Origin of the sequence: Variovorax sp. Root318D1, assembly GCF_001424835.1 — a bacterium.
GTDB lineage: Bacteria > Pseudomonadota > Gammaproteobacteria > Burkholderiales > Burkholderiaceae_C > Variovorax.
The window spans coordinates 391,783-411,606 of record NZ_LMCQ01000023.1; the positions used below are offsets into that span (position 1 = coordinate 391,783).

Below are 19,824 nucleotides of genomic sequence, written 5' to 3' on the forward strand. Positions count from 1 at the left end.
AAGCGAGAAAAGATGGCGGCGGCGTTCGTTCGTCAGCCGTTCCAGCCGAGATGGCCGAGGAAGTCGCGCGTGCGCTCCACGGTGGGGTGCTCGAAGATCTGCGCCGGCGGGCCCTGTTCGATGATGGCGCCGGACTCGAACACCACCACCCAGTCGGCCACGCGCCGCGCAAAGCCCATTTCATGCGTGACCACGATCATGGTCATGCCCTCCTGGGCGAGCTTTTGCATCACGCTGAGCACTTCGCCCACGGTCTCGGGGTCGAGCGCGGAGGTGGGCTCGTCGAAAAGCATCACCTCCGGCTCCATGGCCAGCGCGCGGGCAATCGCCACGCGCTGCTGCTGGCCGCCGGAGAGGTTGGCCGGGAAGCTGCCGGCCTTGGCCGAGAGGCCGACCTTTTCCAGCAGTGCCATGGCGCGCGCCTTGGCTTCGGCCTCGCGCATGCCCAGCACGGTGATGGGGCCCATGGCCACGTTGTCGAGCGCCGATTTGTGCGGGAACAGCTCGAAGCTCTGGAACACCATGCCCATGCGCTGGCGCACCTTGCGCACGGCCGACTCCTGCACGGGCAGCGGCACGCCGTCGATCAGCACACGCCCGCCGTTGATCGTCTCCAGTGCGTTGGTACAGCGCAGAAGAGTCGACTTGCCCGAGCCGGAAGGGCCGATCAGGCACATCACCTCGCCCTTGTGGACCTGCAGCGAGACGCCGTTGAGCGCCACGAAGTCGCCATAGAGCTTTCGCACGTCCTCATAGACCAGCACCGGCGGCTGGTCGGCGTTCTTGCGCGCGGGGGCGCGGGCGATGTCGTTCATCATTCCTTGACTCCATATTTGCGGTGGATCCAGTCCACCAGCTTGGCTTGCGGGTAGCCCATCAGCCAGTAGAGAACGGCCATGGCGGTGAGCATCTCCAGCACGCGGAAGGTCTGCGCGCGGATCTGCATTGCCGAATAGGCCAGCTCGCTCACGGCAATGACCGACACCAGCGAGGTGTCCTTGAAGAGCGAGACCCAGGTGCTCGCGATCACCGGCAGGATGCGGCGCCCCGCCTGCGGGATAACCACCTTGAACATGGCCTGGCGGCGCGACATGCCCATGGCGAGCGCCGCCTCCAGCTGCCCCTTGCGGATGGAGTTGATGCCGGCGCGAAAGGTCTCGGCGTTGTAGGCGGAGATGTTGAGCACCAAGGCCACCAGTGCGGTGACGAGCGGCGAGAGCTGGAACTCGACCGCCATCGGCATCACGTAGAAGACCCAGTAGATGACCAGGATCAACGGCAGGTTGCGGAAGAACTCCACGAAGCCGAGCGAGGCGGACTGCAGCAGCTTGTTGGACGACAGGCGCATGAGCGCCAGCATGATGCCGCCCGGCACGGCCAACAGCATGGTCAGCACCGTCAGCCCGACGGTGAGCGCCGCGCCTTCGAGCAAGGCCTGGCGGTGCGTCCAGATCACGGACCAGTCGAAAGTCATTGGGTGGTCCTTTTCATCATGAACGCCCCAGATGAGCGACGCGGTGGTACAGCCTGTCGATGCCGCGCGTGACCGGGAACAGGATCACGAAATACGCCACCATCACCGCGGTGAAAACTTCCACCGGCCGGTAGCTCTGCCCCGCCACGGTCTCGGCGCGATGCATCAGCTCGGGCACGGCAATCACCGTGGCAATGGCCGTGTCCTTGATGGCGATGGTGAGGATCGAGCCGAAGGCCGGCAGCATGCGGATGGTGGCCTGCGGCAGCAGCACCTTGCGCAGCAGCTGCGCGCGCGACATGCCCAGCGCCAGGGCGGCACGCGTTTGGCCCGGCCGGATGGACTCGATGCCGGCGCGGATCACCTCGGCGGCATAGGCCGCGATGTGCAGCGTCAGTGCGATCACGGCCGCCCAGAACGGCGAGAACGTGAAACCCACGAGCAGCGGAAACGCAAAGTACATCCACACCAGCACCACCAGCACGGGAATGGCGCGCATGGAGTCGATGTAGAAGACGAGCACCGGGCGCAGCCAGCCAGGGCCGTACAGCCGCAGCAGCGCGATCACCAGGCCCGCCAGGATGCTGGTGACGGCACTGATGAGGCTGAGCGCCACCGTGACGCCCAGGCCGCTGGCAAAGAAGCGCCAGTTGTCCGCAATCGGCGAGAAATCGAATTCCATTGAAGCTCCGCGAAAGTAGGGCGGGAGGGGCAGCGGCAGGCAATCCCGTCAGAACGTGACGAGCACCTTCATCGCACGGTGCCGGTCCGCCGCCAGTGCGAAGGCGTCGTGCACGCGCGCCACCGGGACCGCCTCGGTCAGCAGGGGCGACACGTCCAGCACGCCGCGGCTCAGGTAGTCCACGGCCCAGGCGTATTCGTCGACGAAGCGGAAGCTGCCGACCAGGTGCAGGCTCTTGACCATGATCTGGTTGAAGGGGCAGCTCTCGCTGTTGCCGCCGAGCGTGCCCACTTGCACGATGGTGCCGCGCGGGCGCGTCGACCGGATGCAATTGGCCAGGCCGTCGTAGTGCCCCGAGACCTCGAAGCACGCATCGACCTGGCCCTTGTCCGCCGCCAGCGCCTGCAGCGCATCAGGCTCCTTGGCCGCATTGATGGTGCGCGTCGCGCCCACGCGGGTGCAGGCCGCGAGCGTCTCGTCGACGATGTCCACCGCGATCAGCTGGCTCGCGCCCGCAAGCTTGGCGGCCATGAGGATCAGCGCGCCGATGGGGCCGGCGCCCACCACCATCACCGTCTTGCCGAGCAGCGAGCCGGCCTCCTGCACCGCATGCAGCGCCACGGCCAGCGGCTCGCCGAAGGCGGCCAGCTCGAACGACAGCGTGTCGGGCACGGCGAGGCACTGCGTGGCCTCCACCACCACCTGCTCGCGCATCGCGCCCTGCATGTGCGGCCAGCGGCTGGCGCTGCCGAAGAAGTGCACGTTCTCGCAGTGATTGGAAGCGCCCGCGCGGCAGAAGCGGCAGACACCGCAGGTGCGCGACGGGTTGAGGGCGACGCGGTCGCCGGGCTTCACCGAGCTGACTTGCGCGCCCACTTCGATGACTTGCCCGGAGGCCTCGTGTCCCGGCGTCAGCGGCGCGCGGATGACGAAGTCGCCGACGCGGCCGTGGCGGTAGTAGTGCAGGTCGGAGCCGCAGATGCCCACCGCCTTGACGGCCACGCGCACCTGGGTGGGCGACAGCGCTTCCGACGGGCGTTCGGCAAGGCGCAGGTCGAGTGCGCCGTGGATTTCGCAGTTCAGCATGGCGTTACTTCAGGTTCTGTGTCATGCGGCGCTCTTCTTCGCTGAGCGCGGGCTGCATGCGCTGGGCCACGGCGCGCAGCCAGTCGAGGTACACCTGCTGGTCCTTTGCCACACCCATGCCGGTCTGGATCTGGAAGATCTTGCTGTCCTGGCAGTCGTTTTCCTTGGGGAACACGGCCAAGCCCTTCACCTTCTTGCTGATGTTGGGCCACAGCATGCGGTTGAGTGGCGCCACGTCGGAGCGGCCGGCCAGCACCTCTTCGATCGGCGCGACCGAGCCGGAGTTGGCGACGCCGCGCAGCTTGGCCTTGGCGAACTGCTGGCGCACCAGCGGCTCCTCGCCCGCGCCCGAGAAATACGCCATGGTGATCTCCGGCTTGTTGAAGTCTTCCAGCGTGCGTGCGCCGGTGAATTTCGGGTTGTCGGCGCGGCCGAACATGCACACGCCGGTGCTGGAGAAGGTGACGAAGTCGATGATCTTGGCGCGCTCGGCGGTCTCGTTCAGCGGCCCGATCATGATGTCCATCTGGTTGGCCGTGAGCGCGGGCACCTTGGTTTCGTGGCTCACCGCCACGGGCTCCACCTTCACACCCAAGAGCTTGGCGAATTCCTTGCCCAGCGTCCACGACGGGCCGGACCACGGCTCGCCGTCGCCGGCCGTGTTCTGCGCCAGCCACGGCGGGTTGTTGACCACGCCCACGCGCAGCACGCCGGCCTTGCGAATGGCGTCCACGCGCGGGCTCGCACCGGGCGCCGGCGGGGTCTGGGCCGACGCGCCCACGCAAGCGACGGCCAAAGCAGCGGTGAGTGCTGCGCTGGCCAGCTTGCGGCCAAAGAAGGTGCTGGGGATGTGTGACATGAAGGTCTCCTGCTTTTTTGGGCTGATGTGCGGCTTGTTTATTTCAGTGCGCCGATGACGCGGGCCTCGTCGGCGTCGAGCTGCGCCTTCCGGGCCTTTGCCACCTGACGCAGCCAATCAAGGTAGGCGGGCTGGTTCTTGTCGATGGCCAGGCCGACCGGCGAGGCTTTCTCGGTGCTGCCCTGGCAGTTGTTGTCCTTCGGCAGCACCGCCAGGCCCTTGACCTTCTGCTGCAGCCCAACCCAAGGCACGCGGTTGATCGGTGCCGCGTCGGCGCGGCGCGCCATGATCTCTTCCACCGGAGCGGTGGCGCCGGAGCTGGCGACGGCGCGCAGCTTGGCCTTGGGGAAGCGCTCCTTGACCCAGCCTTCCTCGGCGCCGCCCGTGAAATAGGCGATGGTCACCTCGGGCCGGTTGAGGTCGTCGACCGAAGTGGCCTTGGCCAGCTTGGCGTTGTCGGCACGGCCGAACATGCACACGCTGGTGGTGGAGTAGGTGACGAAGTCGACCACCTTCAGCCGCTCCGGCGTTTCGCCCAGCGGGCTGATGGTCATGTCGACCTGGTTCGACGCCAGCACCGGCACTTTGGTCTCGTGCGACACCGGCACCGTGCTGAGCTTGACGCCGAGCAGGCGGGCGTACTCCTTGGCCAGTAGCCATGCCGGGCCACTCCAGGGCTCGCCGTTGCCGGTGGTGTTCTCGATCAGCCAAGGCGCGTTCTGCAGCACGCCGACGCGCAGCTCGCCGGCCTTGCGGATGGCATCGATGCGCGGGCTCGCGCCGGCCGCGGGCGGCTCTTGCGCATGCGTGCTGCCGAAGATGCCGGCAAGCAACAGTGCGGTCAGGCCGCGGGCGAGGATGGGCTTCATGGGTTGTGTCTCCGTCTTTTCGAGGGTGAAGCGCCGCCGCGGATGGCCGCGGCAGACGCTGCGGGGCGGGGGCCTAGCGCCAGCTCTGGGCGAATTCGCCGATGACGCGTTCCAGGTGCGCCCGCATGGCCAGCCGTGCGGCATCGGCGTCGCCCGAGACGATCGCGGCAAAGATGCGCTGGTGGTCGTCCTGCGACTTCAGGCGCAGGTCGGGCGAATGAAAGTGCTGCTCGATCTGAGTCCAGATCGGGCCCTTGGCCTGATCCCAGAGGTTCGTCACCGTTTGCAGCAGCACGCTGTTGCCGGTGGATTCGGCGATGTGCAGGTGGTACATGCGGTCGGCCGCCTCGTTGGCTTCCTTGTCGTGCATCTGCTCGCGCATGGTGGCAAGCGCGCCGAACATCTTGTCCAGGTCGGCGTCCTTGCGCGTGGTGGCCGCCAGCGATGCGATCTCTGACTCGATCAGGCAGCGCGCACGCAGCAACTCGAAAGGCCCGGCGCCGGTTTCCTGGACCACCGGCAGCCGCGTTGGCGCGTCCTGCGCCTGGCAGATGTAGATGCCCGAGCCGCCGCGCACCTCGACCACGCCCTGGAGCTCCAGCGCAATGATGGCCTCGCGCACCGAGGTGCGGCTGACGTCGAAGCGCTCCGCCAATGCTCTTTCGGACGGAAGTCTCTGGCCAACCAAAAACTCACCCTGTTTGACCAATTCGAAAATATTGGCCGCCAGCCGTTGGTACGGCTTCTCCATCTGAGGTTGGCCGATTTTCGACATCGTCGCGGAAGAGGGATGGATGAGCTTGAGTGCCATGGCGATTCAAAGTGGTTGGACCACATTGTGCGTGGCCTACCAATTTGACCCATAGTGGTTTACCACTAAGGCCGGAAGCTTCCGCGGTGCGCCGGGTGGCTGTTGGGGTGGCCGCACCCTATGGCAAACTTCCCGGCTTTATCCGCAAGGCGTCCGAGCGGCGTCGCCAGTTCCAGGGATCCCCTTCGACATGCAAAAAATCATTCGCCAACTCGCCACCGAGATCAAGGTCGGCGAGCACCAGGTGAAGGCTGCCATCGAACTGCTCGATGGCGGTGCCACGGTTCCGTTCATTGCCCGCTACCGCAAAGAGGTGACCGACGGCCTCGACGACATCCAGCTGCGCGAACTGGAAGCACGCCTTTCATACCTGCGCGAACTCGAAGACCGCCGCGCCGCAGTGCTCAAAAGCATCGACGAGCAGGGCAAGCTCACGCCCCAATTGCGTGCCGCAATCGAATTCGCGCCGACCAAGCAGGAGCTCGAAGACCTGTATCTGCCGTTCAAACAGAAGCGCCGCACCAAGGGACAGATTGCGCGCGAGTTCGGCATCGAGCCGCTGGCCGACAAGCTGCTGGCCGACCCGACGCTCGACCCGGCCGTGGAAGCGAAGGCGTTCCTGCAGCCCGCCACCACGCTGGACGATGGCAAGCCGGGCCCCGATTTTTCTACCGTGCCGGCCGTGCTCGACGGCGTGCGCGACATTCTTTCCGAGCGCTGGGCCGAAGACGCAGCGCTGGTGCAGCGCCTGCGCGAATGGCTGTGGGCCGAAGGCCTGCTCAAGTCGACGCTGATGACGGGCAAGGACGAGAACAACGCCGATGTCGCCAAGTTTCGCGACTACTTCGACTATGACGAGCCGATCGGCCGCGTGCCTTCGCACCGCGCGCTGGCGGTGTTCCGTGGCCGCACGCTCGAGATCCTGGATGCCAAGCTGGTGCTGCCGGTCGAGCCCGAACCGGGCAAGCCCAGCATCGCCGAAGGCAAGATCGCGCTGCACCTGGGCTGGAGCCATGCAGGCCGCCCGGCCGACGACCTGATCCGCAAGTGCGTGGCCTGGACCTGGCGCGTGAAGCTGGCGCTCTCCACAGAGCGCGACCTGTTCACCCGCCTGCGCGAAGACGCAGAGAAGGTCGCGATCAAGGTGTTTGCCGACAATCTGCGCGACCTGCTGCTGGCTGCGCCGGCCGGCCCGCGCGTCGTGATGGGCCTGGACCCCGGCATCCGCACCGGCGTGAAGGTGGCCGTGGTCGATGCCACCGGCAAGCTGGTCGAAACCGCCACGGTATTCCCGCACGAGCCGCGCAAGGACTGGGAAGGTTCGCTGCACACGCTCGGCAAGCTCTGCGCCAAGCACGGCGTGAACCTGATCGCCATCGGCAACGGCACCGCGAGCCGCGAGACCGACAAACTGGCGGCCGACCTCATCAAGCTGCTCGCCAAGATGGCCGCACAGGCCGGCGCGCCCGAGATGACGGTCGACAAGGTCGTGGTCAGCGAGGCGGGCGCCTCGGTGTATTCCGCCAGCGAATTCGCCTCGCAGGAAATGCCCGACGTGGATGTGAGCCTGCGCGGCGCCGCCAGCATTGCGCGCCGCCTTCAAGACCCGCTGGCCGAGCTCGTGAAGATCGACCCCAAGAGCATCGGCGTGGGCCAGTACCAGCACGACGTGAACCAGAGCGAACTGGCGCGCACGCTCCAGGCCGTGGTCGAAGACTGCGTGAACTCCGTGGGCGTGGACCTCAACACCGCGAGCGTGCCTTTGCTGTCACGTGTGTCGGGCCTGTCGGCCAGCGTGGCCAAGGCGGTGGTGCGCTGGCGTGAATCGAACGGCGCGTTCGCAACCCGCAAGCAGCTGCTCGACGTGACCGGCTTCGGCCCCAAGGCTTTCGAGCAGAGCGCGGGTTTCTTGCGCATCCGCGGCGGCGCCGACCCGCTGGACATCACCGGCGTGCACCCCGAAACCTATCCGCTGGTCGAGCAGATCCTCGTCAAGACCGGCAAGCCGATCGCCGAGCTGATGGGCCGCGCCGAAATGCTCAAGACGCTGAAACCGGAGCTCTTCGCCAACGAGAAGTTCGGCGTCATCACGGTGAAGGACATCCTCGGCGAACTCGAGAAGCCCGGTCGCGACCCGCGCCCCGACTTCAAGGTGGCGCGCTTCAACGACGGCGTGGACGACATCAAGGACCTGGTCGAGGGCATGATCCTCGAGGGCACTGTGAGCAACGTGGCGCAGTTCGGCGCCTTCATCGACCTGGGCGTCCACCAGGACGGCCTGGTGCACGTGAGCCAGCTGAGCCACAAGTTCGTGAACGATGCCCGCGAGGTGGTCAAGACCGGCGACATCGTCAAGGTCAAGGTGATGGAAGTGGACGTGGCGCGCAAGCGCATCGGCCTGTCGATGAAGCTCGACGCAGCGCCCGCGCGACGCGACGGGCCGCGCGACAACCGCTTCGAAGGTGCGGGACGCGGCCAGCAACAAGGCCCGCGCCGCGACAACTCGCCGCAGCCCGCGGGCCAGATGGCGAGCGCTTTCGCCAAGCTGCAGGGGTTGCGCAAGTAGGCCATGCTGCACGGTTCTTGCTGATGCGGTTGGCCTCATGAAAGCCCTGCGCATCTACGCCGGCCCCACAGCCCGCGAGCACATCGAAGCGCACGGCTTGCGCCCGCAGGACGTGCGCACCATTCCCGGCGCGGCGGGCGGGCCCAAGGGCCTTGTCCTCGGGCCGCTCGACCGCTTCATCTTCGGCCGTTGGCTCACGCAGTCGAGCCAGCCGGTGCACCTGGTGGGCGCATCGATCGGCGCGTGGCGGCTTTCGACGGCCTGTCTCTCCGATCCGCAGAAGGCGTTCGAGCGCTTCGAGCATGACTATGTGCGCCAGCAGTTCGACGTGCCTCCTGGACAGAAGCGGCTCAGCCCAAACCAGCTGAGCGCACGCTTTGCCGAGAGCCTGGCCGACTTCTACGGCGGGCGCATCGGCGAGGTGCTGAACCATTCGCGCTACCGGCTGCACGTGGTGACTTCGCGTGGGCGCCACATCCTCGGTCGCGAGGGCAGGGCGCGCACGCCCTTCGGCTACCTGGGCGCCTTTGCCACCAACAGCCTGTACCGCAAGGGCCTGGGCGCATGGCTCGAACGCTGCGTGTTTTCCACACCCGGCGCGGCGCTGCCTTTCGGCACCCAGGACTTCCGCACGCGCCAGCATGCGCTGAGCGAAGAGAACTTCAACCTGGTGCTGCAGGCGTCATGTTCGATTCCGTTCCTTCTGGCCGCGGTGCACGACATTCCCGGTGCGCCGCGCGGAGCGTATTGGGACGGCGGCATCACCGACTACCACCTGCACCTCAACTACCAACCGACCGACGAAGGCATCGTGCTGTACCCGCATTTCCAGCGCGCTGTGGTGCCCGGTTGGCTTGACAAGGGCCTGCGCTGGCGCCACAAGTCGACCGGCTTTCTCGACCGCATGGTGGTGCTCGCGCCCGACGCCGACTGGGTGCGCTCGCTGCCCAACGGCAAGCTGCCCGACCGCAAGGACTTCATCCATTTCGCGAACGATCCGCAGGCTCGCATCGGCGCATGGAGCAAGGCCGTGCGCGAGGCAGAGCGGCTTTCGGATGAGTTCGAGGCGTGGCTTGCGACCGGCCGGACGCGAGACGTTCTGCCGCTCTGAATTTTCCGGCGGGGCAAACCCTGAGGCTGCGCGCGCGCAGCGCCTTCGAGAATGATCGGCTCATTCCTGTCCAGAGAAAGCCGCCACCCATGCCGCAGGCCCGAATTTCACGCCGCCGATTCACCCTTGCCGCCGCTGCGGCCGCAAGCATTCCACTGCCCACGCTGGCGCAAAGCGCCTGGCCCAGCAAGCCGATCCGCATCATCGTGCCCTACACGCCGGGCGGCTTCACCGACCAGATGGCGCGGCTGGTGCAGGTTGGCCTGCAGACAAAGCTGGGTCAGCCGGTGGTGATCGACAACAAGCCGGGTGCCAACAGCCTGATCGGCGTTGATGCGATTGCAAAGGCCACACCTGACGGCACGACCTTCGGCGTCGTCATTGCAGCCTATGCGGCCAACACCACGCTGTACCCCAAGCTGCCCTACGACCCGCAGAAAGACCTGAAAGGCGTTTCGCTCATGGGTGTCTCGCCGCTCCTGGCGGCGGTCAATGTCGACGCGCCGTTCAAGACCGCGCGCGAGCTCATCGACTATGCGCGCGCGAACCCCGGCAAGGTGAGCTTTGGCTCGTCGGGCAACGGCTCGGCCGCACACCTGACGACCGAGCTGTGGAAGTCGCTCACGCGGACCTACATGATCCACATTCCGTACCGCGGTGCGGTGCCTGCGCTGACCGACTTGATGGGAGGGCAGATCCAGCTATTCTTCGATGCGCCGACCGGCCTCATCAACCAGGCCAAGGCCGGCAAGGTGCGCCTCATCGGCGTGGCGGGCGACAAGCGCCTGCCCGCACTGCCCGATGTGCCGACCTTCATCGAGCAGGGTTTCGCGGGCTTCACCGGCAGCACCTGGGCGGGCATGCTGGCGCCGGCCGGCACGCCGCGGGACATCGTCAAGCGCATGTCGGAAGAGGTGTCGCGCATCATCAAGAGCGACGAGACGCGCGCCAAGCTCGATGCCATGGGCACGTTCCCGGCAGGCAGCACGCCGGAGGAATTCGATGCCTTCATTGCCGCCGAAACCGCCAAGTGGGCGAAAGTGATCCGCACCGCGGGCGTGAAGGCGGAATAAGAGAAAAGCTCAGGCCGCGAGCACCAGCACCTTGAACTGGCTGGGCACGATGCGCATGCCCACGATGTTGCAGCGGTTCTGCACCGACAGGCTGGTCATGCGCGTGCAGGGCGTGCCCTTCAGCAGCACGGTGAATGCGCCGGTGATGTGGCGCGAAGGCCCCATCACCGTCTGCGACACCACGCCCATCAGCACGCCCGAGTTGTCGCCGTTGGTGATGGGCGTGGTGGTGGCCATGTTGTGGACTGGCGTGCCACCATAGAGGATGTTCCAGGCGTTGGGAATCGCCGTCGGCCCCAATGCGAAGTTGGGGTAGGGGATAGGGATCGCGGGCGGCGTCTTGCAAACGTCGGGAAACGCGAGGTCCATGCCCATCATCTGTGCATTGGCAAACATGTCGATGCTCCTTGTATTCGTGGTCAGCCCATGTGGATCTGTTCGGCATCCACCTTTACCAGCGCCTTGCTGGTGACGAAGGTGTTCTTCGCATGCAGGCGCAGGGTCTCGGCAGCCTGCATGTCGATCTGGCCCGCCCGCACCTGCTCGACTTCTTCGGTGAGGCGAAAGCTCGAGCGGGTCAGCACGCTCAGGCGGTCGAGCACGGTCTCCAGCGTGCGGCCCACGAAGCGCGCGACGAGCGTGGTCACGCGCAGCTCGGCACCCCGGTATTCCATGTCCGCGATGTCGACCTGCGCGCGTTCGGCCTGCAGCGCCAGCGCGGGCGCGCTCAGCGCGATGCGGCCGCGGCGCGAACGGATCGTGAGGTCGCCCTCGGTCACGATGTGCGACTGGCTGGCGTCCGCCTGCGTGACGACGGCAATGACGTAAAGGTTCTCGCGGTGCGGCCCGGCCACGAGCACGGTGTCGCCCGTGCCGGGTTCGAGCAGGCAACTCGCGGCGCGCGGGCAGTGCCAGCGATCGCCGCCGCCTTGGGGTTCGACCAGGAAGCCGCCGTCCGGCATCTGTTGCACGACGGTGCCCAAGGCGCTGCCGGTCCAGGAAGGCGGGGCGGCCGCGGCGGACGGCAGCGGCTTGCCCATCAGGGCTCGCATCTCGGCGGCATGCGGATTGCGGTCGGTGCCGGCGACCTGGGGCGGAGGCTGGGTGGATTCGCGGGTGGCGCGGTGGTGATGATTCATGGCGCGGTGTCCGGTGCATTGGGAGGCAGCGGCCGTCCGAAGGTGTCGCGGTCCGCACGCTGCGGCCGGCTCGAGCGTGCCGCCGAAAAGCGCTCGGCCTCAAACAGCGCGGGGTCGCTGTCGAGCACGCCGATGCGGTCGCTCCAGCGAGTGCCGGCCTGAATCGATCGATGCGTCTGGGTTCGCAGGAAGGTGGCGCCGTGCAGGTCGGCGCCGCTGAGGTCGGCATACGAGAAATCTGCGTACACCAGCTGACTGCGCGCGAACGATGTGCGCCGGCAGCGCGCACGGTGGAATACGCACTGCTCGAGCCTCGCACCGGACAAGTCGGCGTCGTCCAGCCATGCATCGACCCACAGGCTCTGGTCGAAATGTCCGCCGCGGGCGTCGGCATGGCGCAGGTCGGCTTCCGGAAAAAGACATTGGGGCGCGTGCACGCCCGTCAGCACCGCCCGCTCGAGCTTCGCGCCTTTGAAGTTGCACTGGCTGAGCCGCGCACCGGCAAAGTTGCAGGCCGCCAGGTCGGCGTCGATGAACTGGCAGAGATGAAACGACTGCGCCGAGAAATCCTGGCCCGCGAGCGCGGCCTCGCTGAAGATGACGTTGTGAAAGCTTGCGCCGCTGAAGCTCGCGCCGCGCAGCCCGGCGCGGTAATACACGGTGGTGTTCAGGGCGACGCCGTCGAAGCGCGTGCCGGCGAGGCTGCTTTCGCCGAACACCGACTTCGTGAGGTCGGCGCGTTCGAAGTTCGCATCATCGAGCGTGCTCTGGTGAAAGGTGGCCTGGCCCAGGCGGGCTTCGGCAAGGTCGGCATTCCGCAGGTCCGTCTCGGTGAAGACCGCATGCATCATCGCGGCCGACTTCAAGCTCGCGCGCGGCAGGCCGCAGCGGGTGAAGGCGCAGTGGTGCAGATCGGCGGCGTCGAGCACCGCGTCGTCGAAGCGGCAGGCATCGAACACCGATTCGGCCAACAACGCCCGGCGCAGGCTCGCGCCGGAGAAATCGCAGGCGCCGAAGGTGCCGCCGCGCAGGTCCAGTCCGTCGAAGTTCATGCCCTTGAAGTCCTGGTCCTGGATGTGCTCGCCGCCGCGGATCTTGGTTGCCAGTTCGTCCCGCGTCATTGCGCGGGGTCCGCGGCGCGGCGCGGGAGGGTCTTGGCCTGCTCTATGTAGGCGCCGCGCGTCTCGGTCACGCTGTCCATCAGGGTCTGCGACACATCGGCGCGGAACAGGTTGGCTTCGCGCAGGTCGGTGCCGATCAGCCGTGCCTTCTGGAGGCTGGCATGCATGAGGTTGGCGCCGCGCAGCGAGGCATGCGTGAAATCCGCCCGGATGAACAGGCTTTCTGGCGCATCGATCGCGCTCAGGTCGGCGCCGGTGAAGCTGCAGGCGGAGAAGTCGCAGGTGTCGAGCGTCGCGCGCATGAAGCGGGCGCCATCCAGCGGCATGTCGCGCAGGCCGCACTGCACCAGCGTCGCGCCTTCGAAGTCCATGTTGCGGAGGCTGCTGGTGCCGACGAAGCAGGTGGTGCGCAGGGTTGCCTCGCGAAACGCGATGCCGTCGTCTCCCGGCGTGTGGGCCCAGGCGCAGGCCTCGAGCTGCGCCCGCGTGAAGTCCAGCCGCGCCACGACGCACGAGATCAGCCCCATCTTGTGAAGCACCGCGCCGCGAAAGCTGCAATCCTGCAGGCAGCTTTGCTCGATAAAGGTCACGTAGGCAAAGCGGGCCTCGTCGAAGTTGCAGTGCGCAAAGTGCAGGCCCAGCAAGGTCAGGTGTTCGAGCACGGCATGCGAGAAGTCGCACCTGTCGAAGCGTGTTTTCTCGAGCGTGGTTTCGTGCAGATGTGCGCTGGTGAATGCGGTTTGCACGCATTGGGCCATGCTCAGGTTGGCGCGTTGCAGCACGCAGCCGGCCAGGGACGCGCGCGACAGCCGCGCGCGCACCAACACGGCCTCGGTGGCATCGGCACCGTCGAGCCGGGCGTCCTCGAGGTTCGCGCTTTCGAGCAGCGTGCGGTGCAGGCGCGCGCCGCGCAGGTCCATGCCCGACAGGTCGGCGCCCGTGAGATCCATAGCCGAGAGATCGCGGGTGGTGGCCATCGCCTCTTGCACGCGCTGGCGCACCTCGGCCGCGCGTTCGCCGGACATGGCATCGGCCGCGGACTGGTGCTGTGCGCCCATGCGGTACATGTCGAGCAAGCCGCGTTGCCCTTTTTCCAGCATCTGCTTGAACTCCCGCTGCTGGGCGGGCGGGAGCGCGGGCGTACCCGTCGCCTCGGCGATGCCGAGCATGCCTTTCAGCGCGGCCTTCGCGTCAAAGGCGGGTGGGCCCTTGGTCGTCATGCGATCGATGCCCGCCACCAGCTCGCCGGTGTCGAACCCGACCTTGCGCGACTCCACTGCGTTGAGCTGGCCCAGCCGTTGAAGCTCTTTCCGCCCATCCTCGAGCTTGCGTCGCTGGTCCTGGGTGAAGATCCGCGTGCGCTCGATGAACTCGGGCAATTCGGCGAGCGTCGGCGCCTTGCGAAAGGGCTCGGGCACCGGCCGCTCGCGCAAGAGGCGCGGGTCGTGGCCGGCTTCGCGCGCCTTCTGCATCATGTCCTGGCGCAGCCGATCGCCGCGCTCGCGCATGTTGCGAACGAGCGCCGATTCGTTGTCGTCGTCCAGCGTGTCGAGCCAGGGGCCGATGGCTTCAGCGGGCAGCAGTTCGTCGTCGCGGGCTGCGTAGAGCGCCCCCGTCTCGGGATGGCAGCGGCGCTGCAGGATCTCGAAGTAGTGCGCGAGCGGGCGGGGCGGGTCGCCCGCAGCCTCGATGGCCGGCATCACGTGGGTGACGTCGTCGGCATCGTCTTCGGCAATGCCAATCTCGCCGTGGTAGATCAGCGCCACCTGCGCGAGGTGCGGAAAGAACCACGCCGTGGTGTGGCGCATGGGCACTTCGTCGAAGTGCTGCGGCTCGCGCTGGCCCGGCGCCGTCTTGCGGGCGATGAAGGCGCGCGCCCGCCAATCCGGCAACTGACCGCGCTGCACCGGGAGGGTGGGGTGCATGTTCCAGACTTCATAAGGCGTGCCGCCCGGGATGCGGTCGCGGTCGGCCCAGCGCTGTTCCGGCGGCGCGGCATTGAAGAAGCGCCAATCCATATCCTCGGAAAAGCCGGGGAACAGGTTCTCGCGCCAGTGTGTGTCGTAATGCCGACCGATCAGGCGCATGCGGCGCGGCCAACTCAGATCGATCGCGCCGAGGGATGCCGGCTCCACCTCGCGGTCGGGGCGGTCGAGCCGGCGCAGCGGGTGCTCGACATTCGGCAGGCGCTGGACCGCGAGGCCGTTGACGATTTCGGGCACATGGCCGATGCCCAGCGGGTTGTCGGCAAAGCCGGGGCCGCCATACGCGCGCGTCCAGTCCAGGCGCATCGATTCGAAGGCCTGCGGCGCGGTGGCACGGCCGTCCAGCCAGAAACGATCGCCGAAGGCGAGCAGCTGCCGCTCGATCCCGCCCACCCGCAAGGCAACCGCGCAGGCGGTCTTTTCCTTCTGGTGATGGGTGTAGGCATGGCCGGTCGCGAGGAACTCGGCGCAGACCTTGGGGATGCCCAGGTCGATGGCGCCCATGGGCCCGAGCTCGTCGGCCGCGATCTTCCAGAACTCGGGCTCGGGCAGCAGCACGGGAGCCTCGCCCATCGACACCATGCCGATGACGGTCACGCCCAGCCGCTGATGCCCGCTGCGCAGAAAGGGGCGCGTGATGACGCTCAGCCGGAGCGGCTTGACGGTTTTCATTGTCCGTAGGCCCTAACCCTGAGCGGGCGGTACTTCAAGGGGCGTCCGCTGCCTGTCCACCGACACCACGGCGGGATTGGCGGGGTCTTGCAAGAGATGGATGGTTGCGCCGGGCACGGCGATTCGGGGCAGGAGCAGTTCGTCAACAAGCGTCCTGAGCACCACGGTCGGCACCTGGGCCGCGGGCCCCATCTGCAGGTCCAGTTCGAGCGCCACCATGCGTTGCCCATGGGTTCCGGGACTGGTGAGCTGATGTTCCGGGCGTCGCACTTCGAGCACGGTCCCTTGCGCGGGCACGCCGGTGCCGCCCAAGGCCTTGCCCACGCGCTGCTCCTTGGTGTACTTGCGCTGTTCGCTGGTGGCGACCACCGCCACCGAGATGCAAGCCACCAGCGCACCGCCCATCATCACCGCGAAGACGACCCACAGAATCTGCTCCCAGATGTCCATTGAGTTCCAGTGGTTCAGACCTTGACGGTCATGGCTTTTGCGGCGAACGCCAGGCCGCCGCTTGCGATCTTCATGCCGATGTTCGCGACCTTGAGCGCCGTTCCCTTGATTTCGGTCGCCTCGTTCTGCGCCCGGAACACCGCGACGTCGAGGCGGACGCCCGAGAACTGCGAGTTGAGGATGTAATTCTGCTGACGCAGCCCCCAGAGGTCCATGGCCATCCCAACCGCGGAGAAGCGGAATCCCACGCCGCCGGCGCGGTACAGGCGCCAGTCGCTGCTCTTGGCGTAGTTGTTGGTGTAGCTCTTCGAGTTGTTCGTGTAGTTGAGGGCAAAGTTGAAATACGTGCTGGAGGTCGTGTTGTAGACGGTGGTATTGATGACGTGCTGCGTGGTGTTGTGGATGTGGTTCGTCGTGTTGAACGTCACGTCCGGCGAGGTATGAACCGTCGGGCCCGTCACGGTGGTGTTCGACGGTCCGTCGACCAGCACCGTGTTCGACGTGTTGATGGTGTCGTTGCGCCCGCCGCTCACGAAGCGGATCTCCTGGCCGTCGATGGTGCCGTGAAAGCCACCGGTGATCGCCAGCTTCACGCCGCCCGTGATCGTGTCGTTCAGCCCGCCACTGAGCGTGCGCTTCTTGCCGCCCGAAATGGTCTGTGTGACGCCGCCCTTCACGGTTTCGCTGAAGCCGCCGGCAACGTCGCGCGTGTCGCCGCCGGTGATGGTTTCTTTCGCTCCCGCGGTGATGTCGCGCGTTTCGCCGCTCTTGTAGGTCGACGATTCATGCCCGCCGATGACCGTGGTGCGCGTGCCATCGGTGGTGTGCGTCTCGTCGGCTTCCACCTCAATGTCGAGGTTGCGCTCGGCGTGCAGCAGGATCTGCTCGGCGCCGGTGCGGTCCTCGAAGCGCAGCATGTTGGCCTGGTTGGCCGCGCCGCCCGTGCTCGAGCGCGTGAGGATGCCGCTGGCCGTGGCATTGGCGGGCAGCTCCCACGGCGGCATCTGGTCGTTGTTGTAGACGCGGCCGGTGATGATCGGGCGGTCGGCCTCGCCGCCGATGAAATCGACGATCACCTCCTGGCCCACGCGCGGCATGTGCATGGTTCCGTAGTTGGCGCCGGCCCAATTGCTGGACACGCGCACCCAGCACGAGCTGTTCTCGTCCGACTGGCCATAGCGGTCCCAGCGGAACTGCAGCTTCACGCGGCCGAAGCGGTCGGTCCAGATTTCTTCCGGGCCGACGACGGTCGCGGTCTGCGGGCCGTTGGTGCGCGGCTTGGGCGTCTTGCGGGTGGGCCGGTAGGGCACGTTCGAAGGCAGCACCGTGAAGTCGAACTGGCAGACCGATTCCGTGCTACCGCCGGTGGCGTATTCGGGCTCCTGCAAGTCGTAGCGGGTTTCGGTGACCAGGTACTCGCGGTTGTCCGACTCGCGCGGGCAATGCGTCATCTCGAACAGGTAGCCCGGCGCCATGCCCACCACGTTGGTGTGGCCCGCGGCAAGCTCGTGGGCACACTGCAGCTCCTGCAGGCGGATCTTCGCGTAGGTGTCGCCCTGCTGGTGCTCGCTGTAGCCGCCCAGCCATTCGTAGACTTCGTAGCTCGAATGATCGTGGCCCTTGGGGTCTTGCCGCACGCTTTGCAGCGAGGCGCGCGACTTCTTGAAGTCGAAATCGTCGAGCATCACGCGGCCCGAGGTGATCTGCTCCGAGATGCGCCACTGGTCGATGCAGGGCTCCATGGCATGAAGCACGCGGCCGCGCGGGCGATACGCAATGGTGGCAAAACCCGGCAGCCTGCCGTAGCCGCCGGTGTCGTCGGCCAGCACCAGCAGATGCGAATTGTTCGTGTGCTCGAAGTGGTAGGCGATGCCTTCGTGCTCCATGAGGCGGCTCACGAAAGCGAAGTCGCTCTCCTGGTATTGCACGCAGTATTCCCAGGGGCGGTAGCTGCCCGTCAGGCGCTTTTCAAATTCGAAGCCGTACTTGCCCAGCACTTCGTCGAGCACCTCGGGCACGCTCTTGTTCTGGAAGATGCGGCAGTCTGTGGTGCGCGTAAGGTACCAAAGCCAGGGCTGCACCAGGGCACGGTACACATAGTGGCGGCCGGTTTCGTTGGCGCGGCCCACGAGTTCGAAGCGCACCACCGTGCCGTTGAGAAAGCGCGGCGCGCCGCCGTCTGTGAGTTCGAGTGTGAGCGAAGTGCCCAGCAGCTTCTTCAGGTCGAGGTTGAAGCTGGTGCTGACCATGTCGACCTCGAACTCGAACAACTGCGACAGTCCTTCGTGCCCCCGCATGGCGCGAAACTTGAGCTGCTCGGCGTTCAGTACGGTGTGAACCTGGACGGTACGCGTCATTCGGAATTTCCCTCGCCCTTGGGGCTTCTTCGGATGCGAAGCCTTCGGATGGCAGTCTAGGAATTCCTTATGTCATATGCATGACGTGCCGAGGGGGCGCTGCTGTTTTCAGGGCGCTTGCGCGTGCACAGGCCACCGGGTACTCCCCTCCGCGAATGTCCCCCGGCTTCGCCTCCTCCTTTATTTCGCTGCGGGGAGCACCCGGCGCCCTGTGCACACCGGGCGCTGTCGTCGTGCTGGCTGATCAACCACCGCTCTGAACAACGATCGCGTCGATGGGGTGCCTTGCGCAGCGAAATAAAGGGGGAGGCCGCAGGCCGGAGGACATTCGCGGAGCAAGGTACCCCGTCGGCGGGAGCGCCGCCCTGAACAACAGCGTCCCTAAAACCCACTTACATCGAAGCTTCGAGCATCGCCTTGTAGTCATCGCGCGAAGCCAGCCGCGGATTGGTCTTGTGGCAATGGTCGGCCATGGCGCCGTCGATGATCTGCTCGAACATGCCGGGCGTCACGCCGACTTCGGCCAGGCCCTTGGGCAGGCCCAGTCGCCCGTTCATGTCGCGGATCGCGTCGCCGAGATCGCCAGCCGAATCGAGGTGCATGGCCTGCGCCATGCGCTGCAGCCGCTGCTCTTTCTGCACAGACTCGGCACCTGCATTGAAGTGAATTACCGCCGGCAGGAAGAGGGCGTTGAGCGTGCCGTGGTGCAGGCGCGGATCGACCCCGCCCAGGCTGTGGCTCAGTGAGTGCACGCAGCCAAGGCCCTTCTGGAAGGCCATCGCGCCCTGCATCGACGCGCTCATGAGGTTCAGCCGCGCTTCGCGGTCGCTGCCGTCTTTGGTGGCGCGCTCGATGTGCAGCCAGGCGCGCTCCAGGCCATCGAGCGCGATGCCGTCGGCCGGTGGGTTGAAAGCGGCCGACATGAAGGTTTCCATGCAATGCGCGATCGCGTCCATGCCGGTGGCGGCCGTGAGGCGGGGCGGCAGGCCGAGCGTGAGTTCAGGGTCGCAGATCGCGGCCTTCGGCATGATGAACCAGCTGTGAAAGCCGAGTTTGCGGTGGTCGTCGACGATGACGATGGCGCCGCGCGCCACCTCGCTGCCGGTGCCGCTGGTGGTGGGCACTGCAATCAGCGGCACCACGCGGTCGGTGATTTTTGGCGAGCCGCCTTCGATGGTGGCGTAAGTCTTGAGCGGGCCTTCATGCGTGGCGGCAATCGCCACGCCCTTGGCGCAGTCGATGGCGGAACCGCCGCCCACGGCAATGAGCCCGTCGCAGCGCGCGCTGCGGTACAGCTCGACGGCCGCGCGAACGGCTGCCTCGGTGGGGTTGGAAGGCGTCTGGTCGAACACAGCCACCTCGAGATCGGCCACCGCGTCGAGCGCCTTCTGCAGCACGCCCGCCGCGCGCACGCCCGCGTCGGTCACGATCAGCGGGCGGGTGATGCCTATGCGCGCGCATTCGCTGGACAGCAGCTTGATGGCGCCGAACTCGAACTGGATCTGGGTGAGGTATTGGATGAGGGCCATGAATGGGAGTGCCTGGGGCAGTACGATTGCAGACCACCCA

At 66.6% G+C, this 19,824-nt stretch carries 17 protein-coding genes; 3 read left to right on the top strand and 14 right to left on the bottom strand.

Going from position 1 to position 19,824, the window contains the following annotated elements; all coding sequences use genetic code 11:
- Positions 1 to 32: 32 nt before the first annotated feature.
- The 7 genes from ASC78_RS22695 to ASC78_RS22725 form a co-directional block, all read right to left on the bottom strand.
- Complete coding sequence (locus ASC78_RS22695; RefSeq protein ID WP_055806617.1) at positions 33 to 818, bottom strand: amino acid ABC transporter ATP-binding protein; 786 nt, start codon at positions 816 to 818, stop codon at positions 33 to 35.
- Entirely contained in the window at positions 815 to 1,474 is a 660-nt protein-coding gene (locus tag ASC78_RS22700) for an amino acid ABC transporter permease (protein WP_055806620.1), read from the bottom strand. The genes ASC78_RS22695 and ASC78_RS22700 overlap by 4 nt, the downstream gene beginning before the upstream one ends.
- A gap of 16 nt (positions 1,475 to 1,490) precedes the next feature.
- Entirely contained in the window at positions 1,491 to 2,156 is a 666-nt protein-coding gene (locus ASC78_RS22705) for an amino acid ABC transporter permease (RefSeq protein WP_055806624.1), read from the bottom strand.
- A 48-nt stretch (positions 2,157 to 2,204) separates the two neighbouring features.
- Positions 2,205 to 3,242 (bottom strand): L-idonate 5-dehydrogenase, encoded by a 1,038-nt coding sequence (locus ASC78_RS22710; protein WP_055806627.1) that lies wholly within the window; start codon positions 3,240 to 3,242, stop codon positions 2,205 to 2,207.
- Between the two features lie 4 nt (positions 3,243 to 3,246).
- A complete protein-coding gene (locus ASC78_RS22715) occupies positions 3,247 to 4,101 on the bottom strand; it encodes a substrate-binding periplasmic protein (RefSeq protein WP_055806630.1) in 855 nt (284 codons plus the stop codon).
- 38 nt (positions 4,102 to 4,139) lie between these two features.
- Positions 4,140 to 4,970 carry a substrate-binding periplasmic protein gene (locus tag ASC78_RS22720; RefSeq protein ID WP_055806633.1) on the bottom strand — a complete coding sequence of 277 codons (831 nt, stop codon included), beginning with the start codon at positions 4,968 to 4,970 and terminating at the stop codon, positions 4,140 to 4,142.
- 73 nt (positions 4,971 to 5,043) lie between these two features.
- Positions 5,044 to 5,781: a FadR/GntR family transcriptional regulator gene (locus tag ASC78_RS22725; protein WP_055806636.1), complete on the bottom strand. Its 738-nt coding sequence runs from the start codon at positions 5,779 to 5,781 to the stop codon at positions 5,044 to 5,046.
- A gap of 190 nt (positions 5,782 to 5,971) precedes the next feature.
- Here ASC78_RS22725 and ASC78_RS22730 point away from each other — a divergent pair, with 190 nt between their 5' ends.
- The 3 genes from ASC78_RS22730 (at position 5,972) to ASC78_RS22740 (ending at position 10,531) form a co-directional block, all read left to right on the top strand.
- Positions 5,972 to 8,347 (top strand): Tex family protein, encoded by a 2,376-nt coding sequence (locus ASC78_RS22730; protein WP_055806638.1) that lies wholly within the window; start codon positions 5,972 to 5,974, stop codon positions 8,345 to 8,347.
- 37 nt (positions 8,348 to 8,384) lie between these two features.
- Entirely contained in the window at positions 8,385 to 9,458 is a 1,074-nt protein-coding gene (locus ASC78_RS22735) for a patatin-like phospholipase family protein (RefSeq protein WP_055806641.1), read from the top strand.
- Between the two features lie 89 nt (positions 9,459 to 9,547).
- Positions 9,548 to 10,531: a tripartite tricarboxylate transporter substrate binding protein gene (locus ASC78_RS22740; protein WP_055806644.1), complete on the top strand. Its 984-nt coding sequence runs from the start codon at positions 9,548 to 9,550 to the stop codon at positions 10,529 to 10,531.
- A 9-nt stretch (positions 10,532 to 10,540) separates the two neighbouring features.
- Here ASC78_RS22740 and ASC78_RS22745 read toward each other — a convergent pair whose 3' ends face one another.
- The 7 genes from ASC78_RS22745 to ASC78_RS22775 all read right to left on the bottom strand — a co-directional run bounded on the left by ASC78_RS22745 (position 10,541) and on the right by ASC78_RS22775 (position 19,784).
- The gene (locus tag ASC78_RS22745) at positions 10,541 to 10,927 is read right to left on the bottom strand and encodes a DUF4150 domain-containing protein (RefSeq protein ID WP_055806647.1); all 387 of its coding nucleotides are present in this window, start codon (positions 10,925 to 10,927) and stop codon (positions 10,541 to 10,543) included.
- A gap of 23 nt (positions 10,928 to 10,950) precedes the next feature.
- Positions 10,951 to 11,670, bottom strand: coding sequence for a DUF3540 domain-containing protein (locus ASC78_RS22750; protein WP_055806649.1), 720 nt, complete (start codon positions 11,668 to 11,670; stop codon positions 10,951 to 10,953).
- Complete coding sequence (locus ASC78_RS22755; protein ID WP_055806651.1) at positions 11,667 to 12,791, bottom strand: pentapeptide repeat-containing protein; 1,125 nt, start codon at positions 12,789 to 12,791, stop codon at positions 11,667 to 11,669. The genes ASC78_RS22750 and ASC78_RS22755 overlap by 4 nt, the downstream gene beginning before the upstream one ends.
- On the bottom strand, positions 12,788 to 15,448 hold the full coding sequence (locus tag ASC78_RS22760) for a DUF2169 family type VI secretion system accessory protein (protein WP_055806654.1): 2,661 nt from the start codon (positions 15,446 to 15,448) through the stop codon (positions 12,788 to 12,790). Before ASC78_RS22760 ends, ASC78_RS22755 begins: the two co-directional genes overlap by 4 nt.
- Before the next feature lie 12 nt (positions 15,449 to 15,460).
- The gene (locus tag ASC78_RS22765; RefSeq protein WP_055806657.1) at positions 15,461 to 15,898 is read right to left on the bottom strand and encodes a hypothetical protein; all 438 of its coding nucleotides are present in this window, start codon (positions 15,896 to 15,898) and stop codon (positions 15,461 to 15,463) included.
- A 14-nt stretch (positions 15,899 to 15,912) separates the two neighbouring features.
- Complete coding sequence (locus ASC78_RS22770) at positions 15,913 to 18,255, bottom strand: type VI secretion system Vgr family protein (RefSeq protein ID WP_055806660.1); 2,343 nt, start codon at positions 18,253 to 18,255, stop codon at positions 15,913 to 15,915.
- A 392-nt stretch (positions 18,256 to 18,647) separates the two neighbouring features.
- A complete protein-coding gene (locus ASC78_RS22775) occupies positions 18,648 to 19,784 on the bottom strand; it encodes an iron-containing alcohol dehydrogenase (RefSeq protein ID WP_055806663.1) in 1,137 nt (378 codons plus the stop codon).
- Positions 19,785 to 19,824: the final 40 nt, after the last annotated feature.

Bases quoted from the DNA above. Each gene is read 5' to 3' on its own strand.
- ASC78_RS22730 (WP_055806638.1), top strand. From the start codon at position 5,972: ATGCAAAAAATCATTCGCCAACTCGCCACCGAGATCAAGGTCGGCGAG.
- ASC78_RS22710 (WP_055806627.1), bottom strand. From the start codon at position 3,242: ATGCTGAACTGCGAAATCCACGGCGCACTCGACCTGCGCCTTGCCGAA.
- ASC78_RS22700 (WP_055806620.1), bottom strand. From the start codon at position 1,474: ATGACTTTCGACTGGTCCGTGATCTGGACGCACCGCCAGGCCTTGCTC.
- ASC78_RS22755 (WP_055806651.1), bottom strand. From the start codon at position 12,791: ATGACGCGGGACGAACTGGCAACCAAGATCCGCGGCGGCGAGCACATC.
- ASC78_RS22735 (WP_055806641.1), top strand. From the start codon at position 8,385: ATGAAAGCCCTGCGCATCTACGCCGGCCCCACAGCCCGCGAGCACATC.
- ASC78_RS22750 (WP_055806649.1), bottom strand. From the start codon at position 11,670: ATGAATCATCACCACCGCGCCACCCGCGAATCCACCCAGCCTCCGCCC.
- ASC78_RS22705 (WP_055806624.1), bottom strand. From the start codon at position 2,156: ATGGAATTCGATTTCTCGCCGATTGCGGACAACTGGCGCTTCTTTGCC.
- ASC78_RS22740 (WP_055806644.1), top strand. From the start codon at position 9,548: ATGCCGCAGGCCCGAATTTCACGCCGCCGATTCACCCTTGCCGCCGCT.
- ASC78_RS22775 (WP_055806663.1), bottom strand. From the start codon at position 19,784: ATGGCCCTCATCCAATACCTCACCCAGATCCAGTTCGAGTTCGGCGCC.
- ASC78_RS22695 (WP_055806617.1), bottom strand. From the start codon at position 818: ATGATGAACGACATCGCCCGCGCCCCCGCGCGCAAGAACGCCGACCAG.
- ASC78_RS22725 (WP_055806636.1), bottom strand. From the start codon at position 5,781: ATGGCACTCAAGCTCATCCATCCCTCTTCCGCGACGATGTCGAAAATC.
- ASC78_RS22745 (WP_055806647.1), bottom strand. From the start codon at position 10,927: ATGTTTGCCAATGCACAGATGATGGGCATGGACCTCGCGTTTCCCGAC.
- ASC78_RS22770 (WP_055806660.1), bottom strand. From the start codon at position 18,255: ATGACGCGTACCGTCCAGGTTCACACCGTACTGAACGCCGAGCAGCTC.
- ASC78_RS22715 (WP_055806630.1), bottom strand. From the start codon at position 4,101: ATGTCACACATCCCCAGCACCTTCTTTGGCCGCAAGCTGGCCAGCGCA.
- ASC78_RS22760 (WP_055806654.1), bottom strand. From the start codon at position 15,448: ATGAAAACCGTCAAGCCGCTCCGGCTGAGCGTCATCACGCGCCCCTTT.
- ASC78_RS22765 (WP_055806657.1), bottom strand. From the start codon at position 15,898: ATGGACATCTGGGAGCAGATTCTGTGGGTCGTCTTCGCGGTGATGATG.
- ASC78_RS22720 (WP_055806633.1), bottom strand. From the start codon at position 4,970: ATGAAGCCCATCCTCGCCCGCGGCCTGACCGCACTGTTGCTTGCCGGC.